This window comes from Sediminibacterium sp. FW305-C-49 (assembly GCF_058231085.1).
This window is the reverse complement of the sequence record NZ_JBIQXS010000001.1, coordinates 1,701,903-1,721,818: the sequence shown is the minus strand read 5'-3', so window position 1 is coordinate 1,721,818 and position 19,916 is coordinate 1,701,903. Positions and strand designations below refer to the sequence as shown.

At 40.3% G+C, this 19,916-nt stretch carries 21 protein-coding genes, 1 tRNA gene and 1 riboswitch; of the genes, 7 read left to right on the top strand and 15 right to left on the bottom strand.

Annotated features, from left to right (window positions below; genetic code table 11):
• Window positions 1–125: 125 nt before the first annotated feature.
• Window positions 126–396, top strand: a riboswitch (cobalamin riboswitch).
• Between the two features lie 115 nt (window positions 397–511).
• The 6 genes from ACH3Z1_RS07355 to ACH3Z1_RS07330 all read left to right on the top strand — a co-directional run bounded on the left by ACH3Z1_RS07355 (window position 512) and on the right by ACH3Z1_RS07330 (window position 5,756).
• On the top strand, window positions 512–2,425 hold the full coding sequence (locus ACH3Z1_RS07355; protein WP_490821230.1) for a TonB-dependent receptor plug domain-containing protein: 1,914 nt from the start codon (window positions 512–514) through the stop codon (window positions 2,423–2,425).
• Window positions 2,426–2,535: 110 nt separating this feature from the next.
• Window positions 2,536–2,754 (top strand): cysteine-rich CWC family protein, encoded by a 219-nt coding sequence (locus ACH3Z1_RS07350; RefSeq protein WP_490821229.1) that lies wholly within the window; start codon window positions 2,536–2,538, stop codon window positions 2,752–2,754.
• A gap of 119 nt (window positions 2,755–2,873) precedes the next feature.
• Window positions 2,874–3,452 (top strand): MarC family protein, encoded by a 579-nt coding sequence (locus ACH3Z1_RS07345; RefSeq protein WP_490821228.1) that lies wholly within the window; start codon window positions 2,874–2,876, stop codon window positions 3,450–3,452.
• Between the two features lie 105 nt (window positions 3,453–3,557).
• Window positions 3,558–3,770, top strand: a complete 213-nt coding sequence (locus ACH3Z1_RS07340) for a DUF2752 domain-containing protein (protein ID WP_490821227.1) — start codon at window positions 3,558–3,560, stop codon at window positions 3,768–3,770.
• Window positions 3,733–4,089: a TM2 domain-containing protein gene (locus ACH3Z1_RS07335; protein ID WP_490821226.1), complete on the top strand. Its 357-nt coding sequence runs from the start codon at window positions 3,733–3,735 to the stop codon at window positions 4,087–4,089. The genes ACH3Z1_RS07340 and ACH3Z1_RS07335 overlap by 38 nt, the downstream gene beginning before the upstream one ends.
• 89 nt (window positions 4,090–4,178) lie before the next feature.
• Entirely contained in the window at window positions 4,179–5,756 is a 1,578-nt protein-coding gene (locus tag ACH3Z1_RS07330; RefSeq protein ID WP_490821225.1) for a Na+/H+ antiporter, read from the top strand.
• 237 nt (window positions 5,757–5,993) lie between these two features.
• On the opposite strand, the gene ACH3Z1_RS07325 is transcribed toward ACH3Z1_RS07330, so the two are convergent.
• The 13 genes from ACH3Z1_RS07325 to rfbB form a co-directional block, all read right to left on the bottom strand.
• Window positions 5,994–6,065: transfer RNA gene (locus ACH3Z1_RS07325), tRNA-Arg, on the bottom strand.
• Between the two features lie 119 nt (window positions 6,066–6,184).
• Window positions 6,185–7,339, bottom strand: a complete 1,155-nt coding sequence (locus ACH3Z1_RS07320; protein ID WP_490821224.1) for a lycopene cyclase family protein — start codon at window positions 7,337–7,339, stop codon at window positions 6,185–6,187.
• A gap of 40 nt (window positions 7,340–7,379) precedes the next feature.
• Window positions 7,380–7,853: a sterol desaturase family protein gene (locus ACH3Z1_RS07315; RefSeq protein ID WP_490821223.1), complete on the bottom strand. Its 474-nt coding sequence runs from the start codon at window positions 7,851–7,853 to the stop codon at window positions 7,380–7,382.
• A gap of 1 nt (window position 7,854) precedes the next feature.
• The gene (locus tag ACH3Z1_RS07310) at window positions 7,855–8,538 is read right to left on the bottom strand and encodes a carotenoid biosynthesis protein (RefSeq protein WP_490821222.1); all 684 of its coding nucleotides are present in this window, start codon (window positions 8,536–8,538) and stop codon (window positions 7,855–7,857) included.
• Window positions 8,535–10,034: a 1-hydroxycarotenoid 3,4-desaturase CrtD gene (crtD, locus tag ACH3Z1_RS07305; protein ID WP_490821221.1), complete on the bottom strand. Its 1,500-nt coding sequence runs from the start codon at window positions 10,032–10,034 to the stop codon at window positions 8,535–8,537. The genes ACH3Z1_RS07310 and crtD overlap by 4 nt, the downstream gene beginning before the upstream one ends.
• A 3-nt stretch (window positions 10,035–10,037) precedes the next feature.
• Window positions 10,038–10,562, bottom strand: a complete 525-nt coding sequence (idi, locus tag ACH3Z1_RS07300) for an isopentenyl-diphosphate Delta-isomerase (protein WP_490821220.1) — start codon at window positions 10,560–10,562, stop codon at window positions 10,038–10,040.
• 30 nt (window positions 10,563–10,592) lie between these two features.
• Complete coding sequence (locus tag ACH3Z1_RS07295; protein ID WP_490821219.1) at window positions 10,593–11,429, bottom strand: phytoene/squalene synthase family protein; 837 nt, start codon at window positions 11,427–11,429, stop codon at window positions 10,593–10,595.
• A gap of 48 nt (window positions 11,430–11,477) precedes the next feature.
• Entirely contained in the window at window positions 11,478–12,950 is a 1,473-nt protein-coding gene (locus ACH3Z1_RS07290) for a phytoene desaturase family protein (RefSeq protein ID WP_490821218.1), read from the bottom strand.
• A gap of 24 nt (window positions 12,951–12,974) precedes the next feature.
• Complete coding sequence (locus ACH3Z1_RS07285) at window positions 12,975–13,475, bottom strand: RNA polymerase sigma factor (RefSeq protein ID WP_490821217.1); 501 nt, start codon at window positions 13,473–13,475, stop codon at window positions 12,975–12,977.
• 161 nt (window positions 13,476–13,636) lie between these two features.
• Window positions 13,637–14,545, bottom strand: coding sequence for a MerR family transcriptional regulator (locus ACH3Z1_RS07280; protein ID WP_490821216.1), 909 nt, complete (start codon window positions 14,543–14,545; stop codon window positions 13,637–13,639).
• A 109-nt stretch (window positions 14,546–14,654) separates the two neighbouring features.
• Entirely contained in the window at window positions 14,655–15,512 is an 858-nt protein-coding gene (gene rfbA, locus ACH3Z1_RS07275) for a glucose-1-phosphate thymidylyltransferase RfbA (protein WP_490821215.1), read from the bottom strand.
• A gap of 2 nt (window positions 15,513–15,514) precedes the next feature.
• Window positions 15,515–16,072 (bottom strand): dTDP-4-dehydrorhamnose 3,5-epimerase, encoded by a 558-nt coding sequence (gene rfbC, locus ACH3Z1_RS07270; RefSeq protein ID WP_490821214.1) that lies wholly within the window; start codon window positions 16,070–16,072, stop codon window positions 15,515–15,517.
• Between the two features lie 2 nt (window positions 16,073–16,074).
• On the bottom strand, window positions 16,075–17,130 hold the full coding sequence (gene rfbB / locus ACH3Z1_RS07265) for a dTDP-glucose 4,6-dehydratase (protein WP_490821213.1): 1,056 nt from the start codon (window positions 17,128–17,130) through the stop codon (window positions 16,075–16,077).
• Between the two features lie 160 nt (window positions 17,131–17,290).
• Here rfbB and ACH3Z1_RS07260 point away from each other — a divergent pair, with 160 nt between their 5' ends.
• The gene (locus ACH3Z1_RS07260; protein ID WP_490821212.1) at window positions 17,291–18,424 is read left to right on the top strand and encodes an acyltransferase family protein; all 1,134 of its coding nucleotides are present in this window, start codon (window positions 17,291–17,293) and stop codon (window positions 18,422–18,424) included.
• 48 nt (window positions 18,425–18,472) lie between these two features.
• Here the strand turns inward: ACH3Z1_RS07260 and ACH3Z1_RS07255 are convergent, their stop codons facing one another.
• Both ACH3Z1_RS07255 and ACH3Z1_RS07250 read right to left on the bottom strand, forming a co-directional pair.
• Entirely contained in the window at window positions 18,473–18,937 is a 465-nt protein-coding gene (locus ACH3Z1_RS07255) for an acyltransferase (RefSeq protein ID WP_490821211.1), read from the bottom strand.
• Between the two features lie 4 nt (window positions 18,938–18,941).
• On the bottom strand, window positions 18,942–19,916 hold the full coding sequence (locus tag ACH3Z1_RS07250) for a Gfo/Idh/MocA family protein (RefSeq protein WP_490821210.1): 975 nt from the start codon (window positions 19,914–19,916) through the stop codon (window positions 18,942–18,944).

The following is a 19,916-nucleotide window of genomic DNA, read 5'->3' as shown; positions in this document are numbered from 1 at the left end:
ACATCCGACATCCGACATCCGACATCCGACATCCGACATCCGACATCCGACATCCGACATCCGACATCCGACATCTTTTCCCCATATACGTGTAAAACTTAATTTCAGGATAACCTGCTGCTGGTTACATTTGCGCTGTATTTGGTTTCCGCCTAGCGGAATTAAAAGGGAAGTCCGGTGTAAATCCGGCGCTATCCCCGTAGCTGTAAGCTCTGATGGTGAATGGTCAAAGGTCAATGGTGAATTATAAGCAGCAAATGCTTAATTCATCATTCCCGATTCCCCATTCACTGAAATCACTGATGTTTCTACTAACCACTGTCCCGATACAATTGGGATGGGAAGGTTCAACATCAGAGAGCAAGCCAGAAGACCTGCCACTTACAGACGATCCATTCACGGCTTTCGGGTGAAAAGCATGGAATGTAAATGCTGTCTGCAGCGGCAATTTATGTTTCTCCGTTTTTTATGTTTCCTGAAAGCTCATTGTTCAACTATTTAACCAATAACAATGAGCAAAACAATTACGCTCCTCGCATGCATGCTTACAGGTACTTCCCTGCTGGCACAAAAAGACACCGTTACACTCGATGAAGTAGTGGTAACGGCCAACAAACTCGAACAAAAACAAAGTACAACAGGTAAAGTGATCACCGTTATCACTAAACAGCAAATTGAAAAAAGTGGCGGTAAAACTGTTGCACAATTATTAAATGAACAGGCAGGCATCACCATCAATGGCGCTTTCAACAATGCCGGCAGCGTTCAAACAGTGTATACCCGCGGTGCTTCTCCCGGGCGCACCCTCATACTAATGGACGGCATTCCATTGAACGACCCTTCTACGATCACCACCGATTTTGATCTCAACTTTTTTTCTGTCAATGATGTGGAAAGAATTGAAGTATGTAAAGGCCCTCAATCTACGCTGTACGGCAGCGATGCGATTGCAGGGGTGATTAATATCATTACCGTAAAAAAAGACAGCAACAAACCATTCAATATCAAAGCCACACTGAGTCAGGGTAATCTTGGTACTTCAAGAAACAATGTACAGGTATACGGAAAACTAAATAAACTCACTTATACTGCCCGTTATGCACGTTTGTTTACCAATGGTTTTTCTTCGGCTTATGATAGTACAGGCACCAAAAATTATGATAAAGACAGATACGATGGTTCGGTAACCAGTGGTCAGTTATTTTACCAGGCTACCAATCATCTTGCTTTCAAGGCCTTCCTGATGTACAGCCAGTATAAGGCAGGAATTGATGCAGGTGTATTCAATGATGACCGCGATTACAATATCAACAACAAATCATTGATAACAGGTACCGGCTTCCAGTTCAGAAAAGGCAAGCTGGCTCTCACCGGTAATTATCAGTACAGTGAACTCACCCGTAATTACAGAAATGATAGTTTGCATAAAACCAGTACCTGGTTTGAAGACAATACCTATTTCGGCAAATCGCAGTTTGTGGAATTGTATGCGAGCACCAAACTGGGCAAAGGATTCACTTTATTGGCAGGTGCCGACTATCGCTACAATTCTTATAACCAAAATTATCTCTCCATTAGTTCATTCGGACCTTTCAGGAGCCAGTTCAGAGACACTTCACTGTCTCAGACAGCTTTATATGCATCTGTCATCTTCAATAGTCCCAATAAAAAATTCAATGTTGAATTAGGAGGCCGATACAATGATCATTCACGTTATGGTACTAACAGTACTTATACCTTCAACCCGTCTTATAGTTTCAATGATCAGTTCCGTGTGTTTGGTAGTATTTCAAGCGGTTTTAAAGCACCGTCGTTATACCAGTTAAGCCTGAACAGTAAACTTGATGCTGAAAAATCGGTGAACTATGAAGCGGGTCTTAGCTTCCAGCAAAAACAGTTCAGCACAAGACTGGTCTATTTTAACAGGAAGATCAGTAATGGTATCGATTACAACTATATTACTTTCAACTATTTCAACTATGTAAAACAGGTAGTGAATGGTCTCGAATGGGAGCTGGCTGCAAAAGTTGGTAAAGCAGGTTTCAGCGCGAACTATACTTTGCTGATGAGTGAAGAAATAACTCAGAACCGTCTCACCACAAAGGATACCGTTACGTATGAATATCTTTTACGTCGCCCCAAACACCATATCAACCTGGCGGCTAATCTTGATCTGTGTAAAGGATTGAATGTAGCCCTTACCGGAAAATATGTAAGTAGTCGTTTTGATATCGGCGGATATCGTCGCGCAGATATTTCATTGCCCTCTTATTTTATTGTAGGCGCTTCCGCTGATTATGTATTGAATACCCAGGTACGTTTTTTTGCAGACGCACAGAATATCACCGGCAAAAAATTCTTTGATGCCAGGGGATTTAATGCTATTCCATTCCTCTTTAATGCAGGCGTTACTTTTAACTGGTGAGAAGAGTAAATGGTGATTAGTCAGTAGTGAGTAGTCAGTGAAAATTATCGACTATAGATTACTCACTACTGACTAATCACTACTCACTATTTCACATTTGACAATTTATCATGACACACAAACATGAAATAAAACATTGCCCGCGATGCAGCAAACCATTTGAGTGTAAAGTGGGTAATATCGCCGCCTGCCAGTGCAGCGGTCCCAAACTGAGTCATGAAGAGCGCGTGTATATAGAAAGTAAGTACACCGACTGCCTTTGCAGAAACTGTCTGGAGGCCCTGCAGTTTGAATACAAGCTGGTGAGGAACCATGTATTCAGGTTTTGAAGAACAAGTACTTTGTTCTTTTGTGAATGGTGAATCGTCAATCGTGAATAATAAAAATTCATTCACGATTGACGATTCACCATTCACTTTTTCTTATCTTACCATTCAAACCGCTCACCATGACCTTCCAATTGGATCATCTGCTTACTACTACGTTTACACTGTTTGCGGTGATTGATATTGTTGGCTCTATTCCCCTGCTCATTTCACTAAAGGATAAAATGGGTGGCATCAGGTCTACACAGGCCACACTTATTTCCGGTTTACTGATGATTCTTTTCCTGTTTGCCGGTGAAGCTTTCCTCAAAATACTGGGTCTCGATATTCGCTCTTTTGCAGTAGGCGGCTCAGTAGTCATCTTTTTACTGGGTCTGGAAATGGTGCTGGGTCATGAAATTTTCAAGGGAGATAAAGATGCCAAATCAGGTTCTGTAGTTCCCATCGCCTTCCCCATTATCGCTGGTAGCGGTACACTTACTACCGTTATGTCTTTAAAAGCCAATTTCGAAGAAGTATATATCCTGAGTGGGATTCTCATTAACCTGATTGTAGTATATATAGTGTTGAAATCACTTCGGGTAGTAGAGAAAGCACTTGGACCCGCTGGCTTACTGGCGGTACGTAAATTCTTTGGTGTGATACTGCTGGCCATCGCCGTTAAAATTTTCAGCAGTAATATTGCTGCATTTGGAAAATAAATACCCATCAAAAAACTATTTAAACATAGCGAACCGGTTTTCTGGATCACTGCTTTGATCTTGCTGTTCTTTTTGCCCGGTTATACAGAAGGACAGTCATTATGTGTGTCTACCCTACTCGGATTAGGTAAATGTCCCGGCTGCGGCATCGGTCATGCCATTCACGACGCACTTCACTTACGATTAACTGCTTCTTTTCGTCATCATCCGATGGGAATCTTTGCAGTTATCATTATATTTATACGGATAAAGCAACTCATCACCAATACCCTTACACCACATGAGACCCAATCTGTACAACCTCATTCCCGCGCTTGAAGGCGAAGAACTTGTATTCATTCAAAACCTTACGGCAGGTTTATCAGACGAGCGTCTGTATAATTTTATTGCCGTTTACAACGGTAAAAGAAGAAAGACCGACCAGATACTACTTGGCTGTATCCTCGGATTTGTGCTTGTAGCCGGCGTTCAGCGTTTTATGGTAAGGCAAAACGGAATGGGCTTACTTTATCTTTTAACTGCCGGACTTTGTTTTATTGGAACCATTGTAGATACCATTAACCACAAACAACTCTGTTTTGAATACAATAGCCAGATGGCAAGAGAAAGTTTAGCGATGGTACATTCGATGGGGTAAAGAGAGAGCTATTAGCTGCTAGCTACTAGTTTACCAATGAATACTGTCTCTCATACTTATGTTTTGCGTTCACTATAAATGTGATGTACATGCTGGAGCATTTCCCATTTTACCTCTTGCTTATTTTATCGATTGTTTTATTGATTATGCTGGCCAATAAAATAAAAGTGGCCTATCCGATATTGCTCGTTATTGCCGGACTGCTGATTAGTATTATACCGGGTGTTCCGGTGACTAAAATTGACCCTGAACTTATTTTTATCATTTTCCTGCCACCACTTTTATATGAAGCAGCATGGACCATATCATGGAAAGAATTGTGGCGGTGGCGGCGTATCATTACCAGCTTTGCATTCATAGTTGTTTTTTTAACTGCCATGTCTGTGGCTTTTGTAGCCAATTATTTTATCCCGGGGTTCTCCTTGGCACTTGGTTTTTTACTTGGCGGTATTGTATCACCCCCTGATGCAGTAAGTGCCAACGCCATTTTAAAATTTGTTCGTGTCCCTAAAAGAATGTCATCTATTCTTGAAGGAGAAAGTTTGTTGAATGATGCTTCCTCTCTCATCATATTTCGTTTTGCGATGATTGCGGTTGCTACGGGTCAGTTTATCTGGCTGGATGCATCTTTGAGTTTTACATGGATGCTGGTGGGCGGAATAGGTATTGGTCTGCTGATCGGCTGGTTATTCATGCTTATTCACAAATACCTGCCTACTGATGCCAGTATGGATATCATACTTACCATCATCACTCCGTATACCATTTACATCTTTGCGGAAGAAATACACAGCTCCGGTATCCTCGCAGTAGTAAGTGCAGGTTTATTACTCTCGAACAGGAGACATCATTTTTTAAACAGTTCTTCCCGTGTAAAAGGAGTGAATGTATGGGAGAGTTTTGTTTTTGTACTAAATGGTCTTGTTTTTATGTTAATCGGACTAGACCTTCCGGAAATTACTGCAGGACTAAAACAAGATGGAATAAGTTTTAGCGACGCTATCTGGTATGGATTATTGGTGACTGCTATTTTGATTATTGTACGGATCTTAGCTGCATTCGGTGCTGTACTTACCACATTGGTGATGCGAAATTTTATTAATGTAGCAGAAAGAAACCCTGGTTTCAAGGGACCTCTTTTATTAGGGTGGACGGGTATGCGCGGAGTGGTATCGCTTGCTGCAGCTTTATCAATACCGGTTCAATTATCAGACGGCGTTGCATTTCCGCAACGTAACCTGATTCTCTTTATTACTTTCATTGTTATACTAACTACTTTATTGTTACAGGGTCTCACTTTGCCTTTCCTCATCAAAAAATTACAGATAGCAGGCTACAACGATCATATGCCTGAGCATGAAGCAAATGATTTCATCAAAACAGCATTGGCACAACATTCATTAGCACATCTGTTGCGTAAATATGAAGATCAATTAAGTACAAATGAAGCCGTACAGCAGATTGCAGAGAAATGTAGACTAAAAAACCTTTACAACCTCAGCCCTGTCATGTCTGCAGAAGTGAAAACCATTTACCTTGATCTGCTGGAAGAGCAAAGACGCTGGTTGTTACAAAAGAATCAATCCGACCCTCATTTTGATGAAGATATTATCCGCAAGTATTTACACCAGCTTGATATTGAAGAAGAGAAGTTCAGGTTTATGTAAGCATCATACAGCCTGCCTTGGAAATTTCTATAAAATAAAAAACAGGACCCTGAGTCCTGCTTCCTTTTAACTTGATCCTTGTTGCTTGTGGCCTCGTCATCCGCCGCGGCGGAGAACCTGAATCTGGAGCTTCGTCCCCACAGTATTGTGGGAATTATACTATCCATTGCACAAAAAAAGCAGAACAAACGCCTGCTTACTGTTTCTTATTCCTTATTTCTTATTTCTTATTCTTTGTGGCCTCGTCAGGAATCGAACCTGAATCTGGAGCTTCGGAAACTCTTATACTATCCATTGTACTACGAGGCCAATATTTCAACAAACTACCCTTTTTAATATAAAAGGTTACTCTTATACTTTCTCCGCCTCAGGCGGATACAACAAGACTATTCAATAAAACGCAGCAAAAATAATAGAAAGGAATTAAACTAGCAGAATAACTCTTGCATCGCTGCTTTAATAAAAACACCCGTAGGTACACTATTCATGATCTGCAGATCGTCCCATATACTACTTTCATTGTCGAGGAACCGGAATACCCTTGCGGGCGGGTTTTTTTGAAAAATGGAGGCAAATACCTCATCGCCATTTAATTTTCTGTGATGCAGTACATTCAGCAGCACTGAATCATAGAACCTGAATTTCTTTTCCGTAAAACTCATTCGTTGTGCTGGAAAACGATGCTGAACCAACCTTTCTACAATAGCCGCTGTTCTCTTCTGGATAAACTGAAAAGCATAACCACTACTGCCTTTTGCCTGTCCACCCGCAATACCCATGTAAATGACCCTGCCTTTTGATGAAGGAAACACATGATTTGTCATAGGAATAATACCAAACTCCTCATGTTCTATTTTATATTCCTTGATACCGAGGTATTGCTCCAGATAAGCTTCTAATGCTTCTGTATATTCTTCTTTCAACAATAATTGTTCTGTAAACAAAGTATATTCTACCAAAGCTGCCGTTTCAGATATGGGTAATACATACATAAACGTAGTGCCATGTTGCTGTGATACCCTGAAATCCATAAAGCTGGCTCTGGCAGGATCAAAAACAGGTGCTTCGGTTTCAATTACCCATCCTTTAAAATGTTGCAACAACATATATTCCCCTTTCCTGATAACAGGTTGCTCAAATAAAATACTATTGAATACATACGATGCCGAATAAGTATCCGATTGAACCTTCACAAACGCGGTATCACCTGAAGTACCTGTTGCTAAAACTGGCTCATATAAAAAACGGATATTGGTTCTTTGGTTTGCGAGCTCCTGCACATGCTGATAAAAATCTATCCCCCTAATCATCTTATACTTATAAGGAGATAAACGCAAGCTGGCAGAAAAATATTTTGAGTAGAAATCAATCTCCTTCCATTGACGATGAACCAATGATTCGAATAACCCTTCTCCCTGCTCCCAAAAACACCAGGTTCTGTCGTTGGCTGTTTTAGGCGCTTTGTCTACCACCAGTATTTTCTTGTCATCAAAAAAAGGATCCTTCATCATGCGCATCAATAAACTTAAACCTGCGCAACCTGAGCCGGAGATGATATAGTCGTAGTGGGCTTGTATGGTCAATGGTGAATGGTGAGTGTTGAATAGTCAGCAATGAGTATGATCAATATTTTTTTTGAACTAGTTCATCTTTCCGCACTTTATCCCAATATTTTTTGGCGACGATCAGCATCCCAAAACTTTCTCCTTCGTTTTTATCCAGGTGCTTATGGTGCATTTTATGCGCCCATCTGATAGCTTTGATATAACGGTTATTACTTCTTGTAAACAGTTTTACTCTTTGATGAATAATAATTTCATGTACCAGGAAATAAGCAAACCCATACAATGCAATACCTGCTCCAATACTTACTACCCAATATACCTGGTTCATGCTACCCAACATAATACATAACCAACTGGGAATGGCGAAAATGATAAAAAAAGCATCGTTCTTTTCGAAAAAACCTGGCCCCTTCTGGTGGTGATCCTCATGCAGATACCATAAAAAGCCATGCATCACAAATCTGTGTGTAAGCCAGGTTATACCTTCCATGATACAAAAAGTGGCGAGTGTTATGAGGATATAAGTCAACATATTATGAATACAATCTTAAGATTAAAAAAAATAATAGTTGAATGATAAACAAATGTACCGCAAAATGGTTGGCCTTTTCAAACCGCAAATACCTGAACAAGCATAATAATGCTGCGCTGATCAGAAACCAGCAGAGATAATTATAGAAAGGTATTTCTCCCCCCTCCCATTGCCAAAAACCCAATTGAACAGCCACCGGCTCCATGATCCAATCAAAAAAAACAGTGAGTAAAGCCCCATCCAGCACCATTGAGCATGTAATCAGTTTTTTGGAAAGATGTGTGCCCGATACCTCATATTTGTTCCTGATCCATTCATGCACTAAGTGCATGATGACACCAGACGAATACACCACCACAAACCAGTTAACTCCAATGAGCCAGGGAACGCCGTTTAGGTGCGGACCTAATACAGCCCCATAACTATAACAACCAAAAAGTTTACCCGTATTTACACCAATCATTTCTGCACCCATGCCGGTTAAAAATGCAGCCAGTACAAAAAGTAAGAAAAATCGATTGGGCTTAGGCTGGTTCCATAGCAAAAGCAGAAACATCAGCAGTAAGTTAAGTGCTGTGTTGGCGACAAACCATTCTTTATGTGTCGTAAAAAGCATACCTATCAGTCCACTTACATGAAAGAGGATGGCGATGAATACTGATATATGTAATTTATAACGGTTCAATGCTGAGGCTTTTTCTGCTGTTCATCTTGTACCAGTCTGGCCATAATAGCGGCACTTTTCAAACACAAAGGTATCCCGCCTCCGGGATGCACACTCCCTCCAACAAAATATAATCCGCTGATCTGACGGGAAAAATTGGGATGTCTCATAAAAGCTGCCATTCTTGAATTAGAACTGGTTCCATACAGGGAGCCCTGGTAAGATCCGGTTTTTGATTCAATTAAAACCGGATCCAGTATGTTTTCTGTTTCAATCAGTGAAGCAATATCTGTTTTCAGCATACGGCTGAGTTTGTCGATAACAAGTGATCGACAGGTCTCTTTCATTTTTTCCCAGTCCTGCCCAACATTTGCCGGAACATTGATCATCACAAACCAGTTTTCTTTTCCAACCGGTGCATGTTTACCTGGCTCACACTTAGAAGTAATGTTGATGTAGACTGTTGGATCTGAAAAAACCTTCTTCAACCGGAAAATATGATCAAATTCTTTTTCATACTGTTCACTGAAAAAAATATTGTGCAATCCTAATTGAGGAAATTCTTTTTTTATTCCCCAGTAAAAAATTAATGCACTACTGCTGCGTTCCTGTTTAATTATTTTTTTAGCCGTTACCTGATCATTTAGTAAACGCAGATAGGTAAAATAAACATCTACATTGCTTATTACAAGAGAAGCCGGTACATTTTTACCATTCACTACCACTCCACCAATCTGTTGACTATACCGGATGATTCTTTCTACGGGCTGATTGAAATAAAATTGTACTCCTTTTTTTTCTGCCAGTTTATAAAGGGCTTTAATAATACTGATCATTCCACCTTCCGGATAATAAGTTCCTTCATTATGTTCGAGGTGAGGAATAAGGCTCAACATACCCGGTGCCTTATACGGATTACTGCCGTTATAAGTTGCATAGCGATTGAATAACTGCACTACTTTCTGCTGTTTAAAATGACTGGTATTTATCCGGTGCAGGCTACTAAACATATGTGAAGGCTTAACCGTTCTTAAGGCCTTACCGATAGGAGCTTTCCATAGAGTAGATTTTTTGTGCAGTGAATGGTTAAGAAAAATATTGGCTACATTTTCATACAGTTTTTCAGATGTTAGCAGGTACTTCTTTACCTGTTCAGGCAGCTCGCCCGTTTTTCGATACAATTCATCAGCAAATCTTTCAGGTTCGGCTGAAGCATGGATGACCGTTCCGTCTTCATAGAAATAAAAACAGGAGTCTGACATTTTCCTGTAGTGGAAATAATCTTCAACCGGTTCTCCGGCCAGTGCAAATAATTCTTCAATATTAGTTGGTTGCGTAAACAGGCTGGGACCAGTATCGAAATGATAACCTTGGGTTTCGAAATAACCCAGTTTACCGCCTGGGCCATCGGCCTGCTCAAATACTTTTACTTCAAAACCCTGTACAGCAAGCCTGATAGCCGCAGCAAGACCAGCTACACCAGCACCTATGATTATGGCCGAAGGTTTTGCATGCATCAGTTATGATTTATGATTCGCGATGTACCAGTCCCGAACCTTTGGAAAAGCTATACGAAACCAGGCAGTAAATGATTCAGGCTCCTGTTCAAGCAAAGATGCAATTTCCTGTAATGACCGGAAAGCATAAGTTTCTACTTCTTCCCGGTTGATATGGATGGCTCCGTTGTAAACACCTGTAAATACATGATCAAACTCATGCTCAGTTAATCCATTGGAAAATGAGGCATTGTAAATAAAAGAAAAGGCCTTTGACAAATCTGTCACAAATCCCATTTCTTCATTAAGCCTTCGTATGGCTGCTTTTTCGATTGGCTCACCCGGACGTGGATGACTACAGCATGTATTGGTCCATAGGCCTCCGCTATGATATTTGGTGATGGCTCTTTTCTGTAGTAAAAGCTCATCTCTATCATTAAAAACAAACACACTGAAGGCACGATGTAAGATCGCTTTTTCGTGTGCTTCCATTTTTTCCATTACGCCCAGTACTTCATCCTGTTCGTTCACCAATATCACTTGTTCCATACCATAAAAATAAGTTTTCTCTTACTGAGCTTAGAGTAAATTAAAATGACTGCGAATACCTGCTTTAGCCAGGATAAATATTTTCCCATAGTCGGGTATCCTTATCCTTTCTTCCATTATTTTCTGTGGTCTTACTTTTTTTATCTTCTTAAAAAGAGAGAGGTAATATTTATACGCTACATACACACCGAAACGAGATTTCATGGGCAAAAGGAGAATACCTTCATATGCATGATTAAAATCGCGCTGGATATCTTCCTCAATTGCCTGTTTATCTGCTAAAGTAAAATTCCTGAAATCACACCCCGGAAAATATACCCTTTCAAGGCCTTCATAATCTGCCTTCAAATCGCGCAGGAAATTTACTTTCTGAAAAGCGGCACCCAGGCTTCTGGCATACGGTTTCAACTGCTCATACATCTGCCGGTTACCGTCACAAAAAACAAAAAGACACATCAATCCTACCACTTCTGCGCTTCCATATATATATTGTTCGTATCCTGCACGATCGTATTTACGCTGGTTTAAATCAAGCTCCATGCTGTACAAAAAAGCGTCTATCAGCTCTTTGTCTATCTGAAACTGGTTAACTGTTAGTTGAAAACTATGAAGAATGGGGTTCATGCTGATCCCTTTTCCTATAGCATCATAGGTGGCATTTTTAAATTCATTTAATAATGATGCTTTATCATAATCATGAAAACTGTCTACAATTTCATCCGCAAAACGGACAAACCCATAAATATTGAATATGGGTGTACGCAAGTCTTTATGCAACAACCGGATGGCAGACGAAAAACTCGTACTGTATTTCTCCGTTGTGATCCTGCTGCAGTCCTGACTTACTTCATGAAACAGTGTGATCATGTGTTGTTGGTTTGTTCACAGATTTGGTCTGTGTTATAGGTAATTAATTTATCCAAATATTTTTAAAACTTCTCCGGCAACCACTTCTCCACTTATCAGACTGGGTGGCACGCCCGGTCCGGGAACTGTTAGCTGACCGGTATAAAAAAGATTATTTACTTTTTTACTCCTGCATCCTGGTTTTAAAACAGCAGTTTGCCTCAAAGTGTTCGCTAAACCATACGCATTTCCACGAAAAGCATTGTATTCAGATACGAAATCGCTATGGGCGAAGGATTTCTGGTATACAATGGCATCTTTAACCGTCTGACCTGTATGTTGTTCCAGTCTTTTGATCACCTTATCAAAATAAAACTGCCTTCTTTCGGGGGAGTCATCACTTAATCCTGTTGCAACCGGTATAAGTAGAAACAGGTTTTCACATCCTTCGGGGGCTACTGAATTATCTGTTACCGATGTGGCACACATATAAAACAGCGGATCTGATGGCCACTCTTTTGTTGTATAAATTTCTTTCCCATGTACTTCAAAAGAGGTATCAAAAAATAAACTATGGTGCTGTATATTATTGAGTCGCTTGTTCAGTCCAACATAATACAATAAACAACTGGGGGCCATAACGCGTTTATTCCAATACGCCGGTGTATAGGTACGGAATGCTTCAGGCAGCAGGTTCATTTCAATATGATGATAATCAGCGCCACCAATAATGACTGCTGCTTCAAATACACGATCCTGCGTGATGACCTGTTTGGCAGCATTTTGCTGGATACGAATTTCCTGAACATTCTGGTTGAATTCAAATGTAACGCCTAACTCAATAGCCAGATCATACATGGCCTGAACAACCTGGTACATGCCTCCTTCCGGATACCATGTACCACCCTTAATATCGGCATAGTTCATCAGGCTGTACAATGCGGGCGTATTTTCAGGCAATGCCCCTAAGAACAACACAGGGAACTCCATGAGTTCACGGAGCTTGGGGTGTGAAAAATACCTGGCTACATGCGATTTGATAGAGTTAAAAACATCAAGTTTGAATACACCTGTGATCAGTTCCCAATCCAGAAACTCAGTGAAAGATTGTCCTGGTTTATGCACCAGTTTATGAATACCTACATCATATTTATACGCCGCCTCTTTTAAGAACTTATCCAGTTTCTCACCACTGCCCGCTTCGATGCTATTAAACAATGATTGTATTGCTTCATAAGAAGCCGGAATATCTACCGGACCATCTGGCCAGTACACACGATAAGAAGGGTCAAGTCTTTTTAACTGGTAATAATCAGCAACAGATTTTCCAAACTGTTTAAAATACCTTTCAAACACATCAGGCATCCAGTACCAACTAGGACCCATATCGAAAGTAAAACCTGCTTCAACAAACTGGCGTGCTCTGCCACCGGGTGTGGCATGCTTTTCCACAACCGTTACTTTCCACCCTGCTCTAGCCATAAAAGAGGCAGCAGAAAGACCGGCGAAACCGCTTCCTATTATGATAACAGATTTGCTCACTCGTCAGAAAATTAGATAAAAAACTTAATACCGTTGCAACTGGTTTTTGAGCAGTTTCCGTGCGAAATGTATGCGACTCTTTATGGTACCCAGCGGCTCACCAAGCATTTCGGCAATTTCATGGTATTTGAACCCGTCGAAGTATAATAAGAATGGATTCCTGAAAATGTCTGGTAGGTTGTGTATCGCTTCTTTTACCTCTTTTAAATTGATATTGGCTATCGCGTCATTGGCAACAGCCCCCTGGTTAATGTTGAGTAAGAATTCATTGGGTGTACTGTCGAAAATGGTTGACTGTTTGCTTTTCCTGCGGTAGTTATTGATAAAAATATTACGCATGATAGTATATAACCATGCTTTTATATTGGTACCTACATTGTATTTGTCTTTATTGGCCAATGCCCTGTACATCGTTTCCTGTACCAGGTCTTTTGCAGCTTCTGTATCACGTGTCAGGGTAACAGCAAAAGGTTTTAAAAACTCTGTGTTGTTTAGCAACATCTGGTTAAACTCAAGCACTGACATAATTTGTTTGTTTAATTGTTTATGATGTAAAGTTAAACAAAATGATGAGCCCGCAAAATGATTTTGTTTAATTTTTTTACATAAAAGATAAAACAAACTGATTCAGTGTGTTATACATGTATAAATCCCCAAAAAAGGGGCTAAAGTCGATTTTTCTGGGTTTAATTCGTTGAACTGGACTGTTCCGCGTAAGAAATGCTGTTGATATATTCCATGACGGCTGAAAGTGATTGCCGAAGATTTATGTTCGCTGGAATGGTCTTTTTATAGTCCTGTGTAATTTGGCCAGATACTACAACGGGTATATCGGGCATTCTGTTATATAGATTCAACAGTAATTTTTCCAAAGAAAAATTACCCGCTACAGCAGTAAGGTGGGTATATACAAAATCTGGTTTTTTTCGATCTACTACATATACCATATCCTTAACAGGCACATCTGCTCCAAGGTAAAGTACTTTTATACCCCGGCTTTTCATGAGAAAGTACATAAACAATAATCCCAGTTCATGGTGTTCACCTTCCGGCAAAAACAAAATACTTGTTTTACCGGATGTAATGCGGCTCTTTATTGTTTCTATTCCTATGATTAATTTTTGCCGGATAATATTTGTTACCAGGTGTTCCTGGGCCGGGTTAATATGATTGGTGAGCCATAACATACCTACTCTTTCCAGAAAGGGGAATACAATCTGAAGGATGGTTTTTTCGACTCCGTTTGAAAAAATACAGCGATTCAACACATGTTCAAATTCCTCAATATCCATGTCAATCATACACTGGATGAGGTTATTCACTGTTCTTTCCTGGAGTGCTTCGGGGTGTGTAAGAGAGAGTATTTTTTCATTGATATCAACCGGTGACATACGGTCGATATGAGAAATTTTATACCCATATTTATTCAGTAGTGCAACGTTAAGTGCCATTTTTACTTCCGCATTACTATAGTAGCGGATATTTGTTTCCGTACGCTGCGGATTCAGAAATCCATAACGTTGCTCCCATATCCTGATCGTGTGGGCTTTAATACCGGTCAGGTTCTCCAGATCTTTAATGGTAAAAGCGTCCATGCAGGTATAACAAGTATTTTACGCTTTTGTTCAATGCCCGGGCTCAAAATTCGTTGAAATATGGGTGATGCGAGGAGATACAGCAGCTTTACCGATAAGGTTTACCAGCTTATTTTAACCTTGCCAGGTACTCGCCATAACCACTTTTGGCATATAGTTTGGCTAAATCAAGCAGTTGCTGGTGACTTATATAACCCATACGCCAGGCCACTTCTTCAATACAACCAATTTTCTGGCTTTGCCTTTTCTCAATTACCCGTACAAACTCACTGGCATCGCTCAGAGAATCAAAAGTACCCGTATCTAACCAGGCTGTTCCCCGGTTCATGATACCTACTTTCAGTTTACCCTGTTGCAGGTATTCATTATTGACTGTAGTAATTTCATACTCCCCACGCGCAGAAGGTTTAATAGATTTAGCGATTTCTACAACACTATTATCATAGAAATACAGACCCGGCACTGCATAATTAGATTTAGGTGTGCTGGGTTTTTCTTCGATAGATATTGCCTGCTTATTTGTATCGAACTCAACCACACCGTACCGCTCAGGATCGTTGACTTCATAAGCAAAAACAGCCGCTCCATCAATATTATTAAAAGACTGAACAAGCTGACTAAACCCGGAACCATAAAAGATATTATCTCCCAGAATCAGGGCTACTTTATCATTTCCAATAAAAGATTCACCGATAACAAAAGCCTGTGCAAGTCCGTTGGGTACTTCCTGTACCGCATATTCAAACCTGCAGCCCACTACCGATCCGTCTCCTAATAATCTTTTAAACTGAGCATTGTCTTCGGGTGTAGTAATAATCAATATTTCCCGGATACCTGCCAACATCAGGATTGATAAGGGATAATAGATCATTGGTTTATCATAAATAGGCATCAGTTGTTTACTGATTCCTTTTGTAATTGGGTACAATCGTGTGCCTGATCCACCAGCTAATATGATTCCTTTCATGTTTAAAAGTTTAGATCGACTTTCGCTTCCTGCAAAGTGGGCAACAATTTGTCTTTATCAGATAAAAGTATTTCAGCATCGGAAAGCTGCCAGTCAATATTCAGATACGGATCATTGTAAATAATTCCGCCTTCCGATTCCTTATGATAAAAATTATCACATTTATAAAAGAAAACGGCTGCTTCACTCAATACCACAAAGCCATGTGCGAAGCCACGAGGGACAAAAAACTGGGTGCGACTGTCTTCACTTAGTTCTACTGCAACATGTTCTCCGAACGTAGCAGAGTTCTTGCGAAGGTCTACTGCGATATCTAATACCTTACCTTCTAACACACGAACAAGTTTTGCCTGGGCATATTCTCCCTCCTGGAAATGCAAACCTCTTAAAACACCCCGTTGTGACCTAGACTGATTGTCCTGCACAAAATCGATATTAAATCCTGTCTGTTCATAAAATCGTTTCTTATGAAAGCTCTCAAAGAAATAGCCTCTATTGTCACCATGTACGGTGTCATGAACAATATAACAACCTTCTAGTTTTGTTTTTTCGATTTTCATGATCAGCGATTGGCATACATGGATTCGTAATAATGTTGGTAGGCCCCTGATGTTACATGTTGTAACCATTCTTTATTGGCCAGGTACCAGTCGATGGTTTCAGATAACCCCTGTTCGAAAGTTACACTTGGCTCCCATCCCAGCTCTTCTTTAATCTTACTGGCATCAATGGCATAACGGCGGTCATGGCCAGGCCTGTCTTTCACATAAGTAATCAATTCTTCACTCTCGCCGGTTTGTCTTCCCAATTTCTCATCCATCAGTTTGCACAATAGTTTCACGAGATCAATATTTTTCCACTCATTGAATCCGCCGATATTATAAGTTCCTCCTGGTTTACCCTTATGGAAAATCTGGTCAATGGCTCTTGCATGATCCTTTACATAGAGCCAATCGCGTGTATACAAACCATCACCATATACAGGTAAAGGTTTCTTTTCGATGATATTATGAATAAATAGTGGGATCAGTTTTTCTGGAAAATGATTAGGGCCATAATTGTTTGAGCAATTGGAAACTATGGTTTGAAGGTGATATGTTTCATGATAGGCTCTTACAAAATGATCTGACGATGCCTTACTGGCCGAGTAGGGTGATCGGGGATCATAGGCTGTGGTTTCTGTAAAAAAACCTGTATCGCCCAAACTTCCGAATACTTCATCGGTTGATATATGATAGAAAAGGTGTTTACTAGAATCCTTCGACCAATACTTCTTGGCAGTATTCAACAGATTGACAGTACCTATAATATTGGTATACACAAAGTCGAGTGGAGAAACGATGGAACGGTCTACATGCGATTCTGCCGCCAGATGAATTACATCTGTTATGGCATATTCCATGAATACCTTTTCGAGTTCATCTGTTTTAAGGATGTCGGCCCGGACAAACCGGTAGTTGGGTTTTGCTTCTATATCTTTCAGGTTTTCGAGATTGCCTGCATAAGTTAAGGCATCAAGATTGACGATAGTATAATCAGGATATTGATTCACAAATAAACGCACCACATGTGAGCCAATAAAACCCGCCCCTCCTGTAATTAATATCTTTTTACTCATATAAAAATCGCTGGAAATGCTGCAAAATAAGCAAATGAAGGCATATAGACAGATACCCGTTGATCATGCTTAACAGAAATTTCGCCTTCTGCCGCTATCTTAAGAGTTTAGTCAATGATAATATATCCTATTTATTATCTTTCAGCCACAAACGACTGCTATGAACCAACGTTATTATTCACTTGACGTATTCAGGGGTGCCACGGTTGCCCTTATGATACTGGTGAACAATCCGGGAAGCTGGGGAAATATTTATAGCCCCCTTAAACATGCCATCTGGCACGGCTGTACACCCACCGATCTCGTGTTCCCTTTCTTTCTGTTTGCAGTAGGCAATGCTATGGCTTTTGTAATGCCACGTTTTGAGGCAGCAGGTGATGGAGTTTTCTGGAAAAAAATCATTAAAAGAACTTTGCTTATTTTTTTAATAGGTCTTCTTTTACACTGGAGTCCGTTTGTAAGATGGGATGGCGATTCGCTGGTCGCTAAAGGCCTCGACAATCTTCGCATATTCGGCGTATTGCAAAGAATTGCCCTCTGCTACTTCTTTGCGTCCATAATTGTGTATTATGGAAAAACAAAAGGCGCATTTGTTATTAGCGGAATACTCTTACTCATGTATTGGTTTATTACTGTGTGGTTAGGCAAAGCCGGCGACCCATTCAGTCTGCAAGGCTATTTTGGAACTGGTATTGACAAAGCCATACTGGGTGAAGAACATATGTACAAGGGCGAGGGCATAGCTTTTGATCCGGAAGGTATCAGCAGCACTATGGCTGCCATCGTTCAGGTTGTTTTTGGTTTTCTTGCCGGTCAGTATATACAGCAGAAAGGAAAAAACTATGAAATGCTGGCTAATCTGATGATTGCCGGGCTCGTATTAATCTTCGCAGGGTTCTGTTGGGATATGGTTTTCCCCATTAACAAAAAAATATGGACCAGCAGTTATGTACTTTATACCACCGGTCTGGCCATGCTAACCATCAGCTTATTGATCTATCTTATTGAATTCAGGGGCATCAAGGGAGCATGGAGCCGGTTTTTTGATGTATTTGGCAAAAATCCATTATTCATATTCGTACTGAGTGGCTTTCTTCCCAGGTTACTTGCATTGATTCGTTTTAAAGACGGAGAAGATCTTACCAGTCCACTCTCCTGGTTCTGGAATCATATCTGTAAACCCATTTCGGATGATCTCAGAAATGGATCACTGCTTTATGCTTTGGTCATGATTGCCTTTTACTGGTTGATTGTGTATTGGATGGATAAGAAGAAAATATATGTGAAAGTGTAGTAGCCCACCATGGTCCATGGTCTATTGACTATGGACTATACACCATTATCAAAGCTTTCTAAGCAATACAGCCGGATTACCCGCATAAACGCCGGGTTCTGAAATATCTTTTGTTACAACTGCACCTGCACCAATTACGGTATGACTGCAAATATGTACCGGCAAAATGGTAGCATTACTGCCTATGCTTACATGGTCTTCTATTGTTGTGGATTTCCATTGTGTAGTATCGCCACCTGCCGGCGACCCGGAACTAAAGCCATCATTTACAAACATCACACCATGACCAATAAAACAATCATTACCGATGGTTACTAAAGAACAAATAAAACTGTGTGATTGTATTTTACAACGGTTTCCGATAACAACATCTTTCTGAATTTCTACGAACGGCCCAATAAAACTGTCATCACCAATTTTACATTCATACAAATTACAAGGTTCTACCAGTTTAACATTTTGTCCAAACTGAACATCCCTGATGGTTGATTGTATCGCGTTGAATGAAGACATTGTTTTATTTGCGTTTCGCAATGGCGTGAATCTGTTCAATTAGTTGTATTGTTTTCAGGCTTTCTTCGGGATTTGTATAGAAAGGCTCCCCGTGTTGTAAGGTACGAATCATTGATTGATATACATATTGCAGAGAGGAAACTACCCCTTCACTCTCAACCTGTAAAGGTTTTTCTGTTTCCTGGTATGTAATGGCATCCAAATATGTACCACCAATTTTTATAGTCCCTTTCTCTGCCAGCAAAGTAAGAGACCCTTCCATATTTTTTCTAAAGCTGTTAATAGAGAATTGCAGTGTACCGATTGTTTCATTTTCAAACTGTAACAAAACAGCACCTTCATCGGCACCCAATTCAGTGTATTCGTGATTTACATTATGCGAAATAGCAGTCACTTGCCTTACGTGGCCACAATACCAGAGTAAGAGATCAATAAAATGACTGAATTGTGTAAACAGCACGCCACCGTCCATTGAAGCCTTCCCATGCCAGAGATGGTTTTCATAGTAGCGCTTCTCGCGGTTCCAAAAGCAATTTACCTGCACACTGAATAACTTACCCAGATCATTCCGCTGAATAGCATGATAAACAGCCTGAACAGCAGGATTAAATCTGTTTTGCAAAACGGTAAATAATTGTCGCTCATATTTCTTTGCAGTATCAATCATTCTTTCTGCTTCTTTGACTGAGAGTGCCATCGGTTTTTCAACCAGTACATGAAATCCATTTTCAAGTAAAAAAATGGTATGATCTGCATGCCAACCATTTGGCGTACACACAACTGCAACATCTGCCGATACATGCGCAGCGAGCTGATCCAAAGATGTATAAAAAGGAACTTCGTATTGTAAAGCAATTGTTTTTACGGATGCTTCATTTGTATCACAAATGGCTACAAGTTGACCAGATTCAGTGATTATGTCCAGATGACGTTTTGCAACTTGACCACAGCCTACCAGTATATACCTGATCTTTTGCAT

Excerpts from the sequence above, each read along its gene's own strand:
- ACH3Z1_RS07355 (WP_490821230.1), top strand. The coding sequence starts at position 512 with ATGAGCAAAACAATTACGCTCCTCGCATGCATGCTTACAGGTACTTCC.
- ACH3Z1_RS07350 (WP_490821229.1), top strand. The coding sequence starts at position 2,536 with ATGACACACAAACATGAAATAAAACATTGCCCGCGATGCAGCAAACCA.
- ACH3Z1_RS07345 (WP_490821228.1), top strand. The coding sequence starts at position 2,874 with ATGACCTTCCAATTGGATCATCTGCTTACTACTACGTTTACACTGTTT.
- ACH3Z1_RS07335 (WP_490821226.1), top strand. The coding sequence starts at position 3,733 with ATGAGACCCAATCTGTACAACCTCATTCCCGCGCTTGAAGGCGAAGAA.
- ACH3Z1_RS07330 (WP_490821225.1), top strand. The coding sequence starts at position 4,179 with ATGCTGGAGCATTTCCCATTTTACCTCTTGCTTATTTTATCGATTGTT.
- ACH3Z1_RS07315 (WP_490821223.1), bottom strand. The coding sequence starts at position 7,853 with ATGTTGACTTATATCCTCATAACACTCGCCACTTTTTGTATCATGGAA.
- crtD (WP_490821221.1), bottom strand. The coding sequence starts at position 10,034 with ATGCATGCAAAACCTTCGGCCATAATCATAGGTGCTGGTGTAGCTGGT.
- idi (WP_490821220.1), bottom strand. The coding sequence starts at position 10,562 with ATGGAACAAGTGATATTGGTGAACGAACAGGATGAAGTACTGGGCGTA.
- ACH3Z1_RS07295 (WP_490821219.1), bottom strand. The coding sequence starts at position 11,429 with ATGATCACACTGTTTCATGAAGTAAGTCAGGACTGCAGCAGGATCACA.
- ACH3Z1_RS07285 (WP_490821217.1), bottom strand. The coding sequence starts at position 13,475 with ATGTCAGTGCTTGAGTTTAACCAGATGTTGCTAAACAACACAGAGTTT.
- ACH3Z1_RS07280 (WP_490821216.1), bottom strand. The coding sequence starts at position 14,545 with ATGGACGCTTTTACCATTAAAGATCTGGAGAACCTGACCGGTATTAAA.
- rfbA (WP_490821215.1), bottom strand. The coding sequence starts at position 15,512 with ATGAAAGGAATCATATTAGCTGGTGGATCAGGCACACGATTGTACCCA.
- rfbC (WP_490821214.1), bottom strand. The coding sequence starts at position 16,072 with ATGAAAATCGAAAAAACAAAACTAGAAGGTTGTTATATTGTTCATGAC.
- rfbB (WP_490821213.1), bottom strand. The coding sequence starts at position 17,130 with ATGAGTAAAAAGATATTAATTACAGGAGGGGCGGGTTTTATTGGCTCA.
- ACH3Z1_RS07260 (WP_490821212.1), top strand. The coding sequence starts at position 17,291 with ATGAACCAACGTTATTATTCACTTGACGTATTCAGGGGTGCCACGGTT.
- ACH3Z1_RS07255 (WP_490821211.1), bottom strand. The coding sequence starts at position 18,937 with ATGTCTTCATTCAACGCGATACAATCAACCATCAGGGATGTTCAGTTT.
- ACH3Z1_RS07250 (WP_490821210.1), bottom strand. The coding sequence starts at position 19,916 with ATGCAAAAGATCAGGTATATACTGGTAGGCTGTGGTCAAGTTGCAAAA.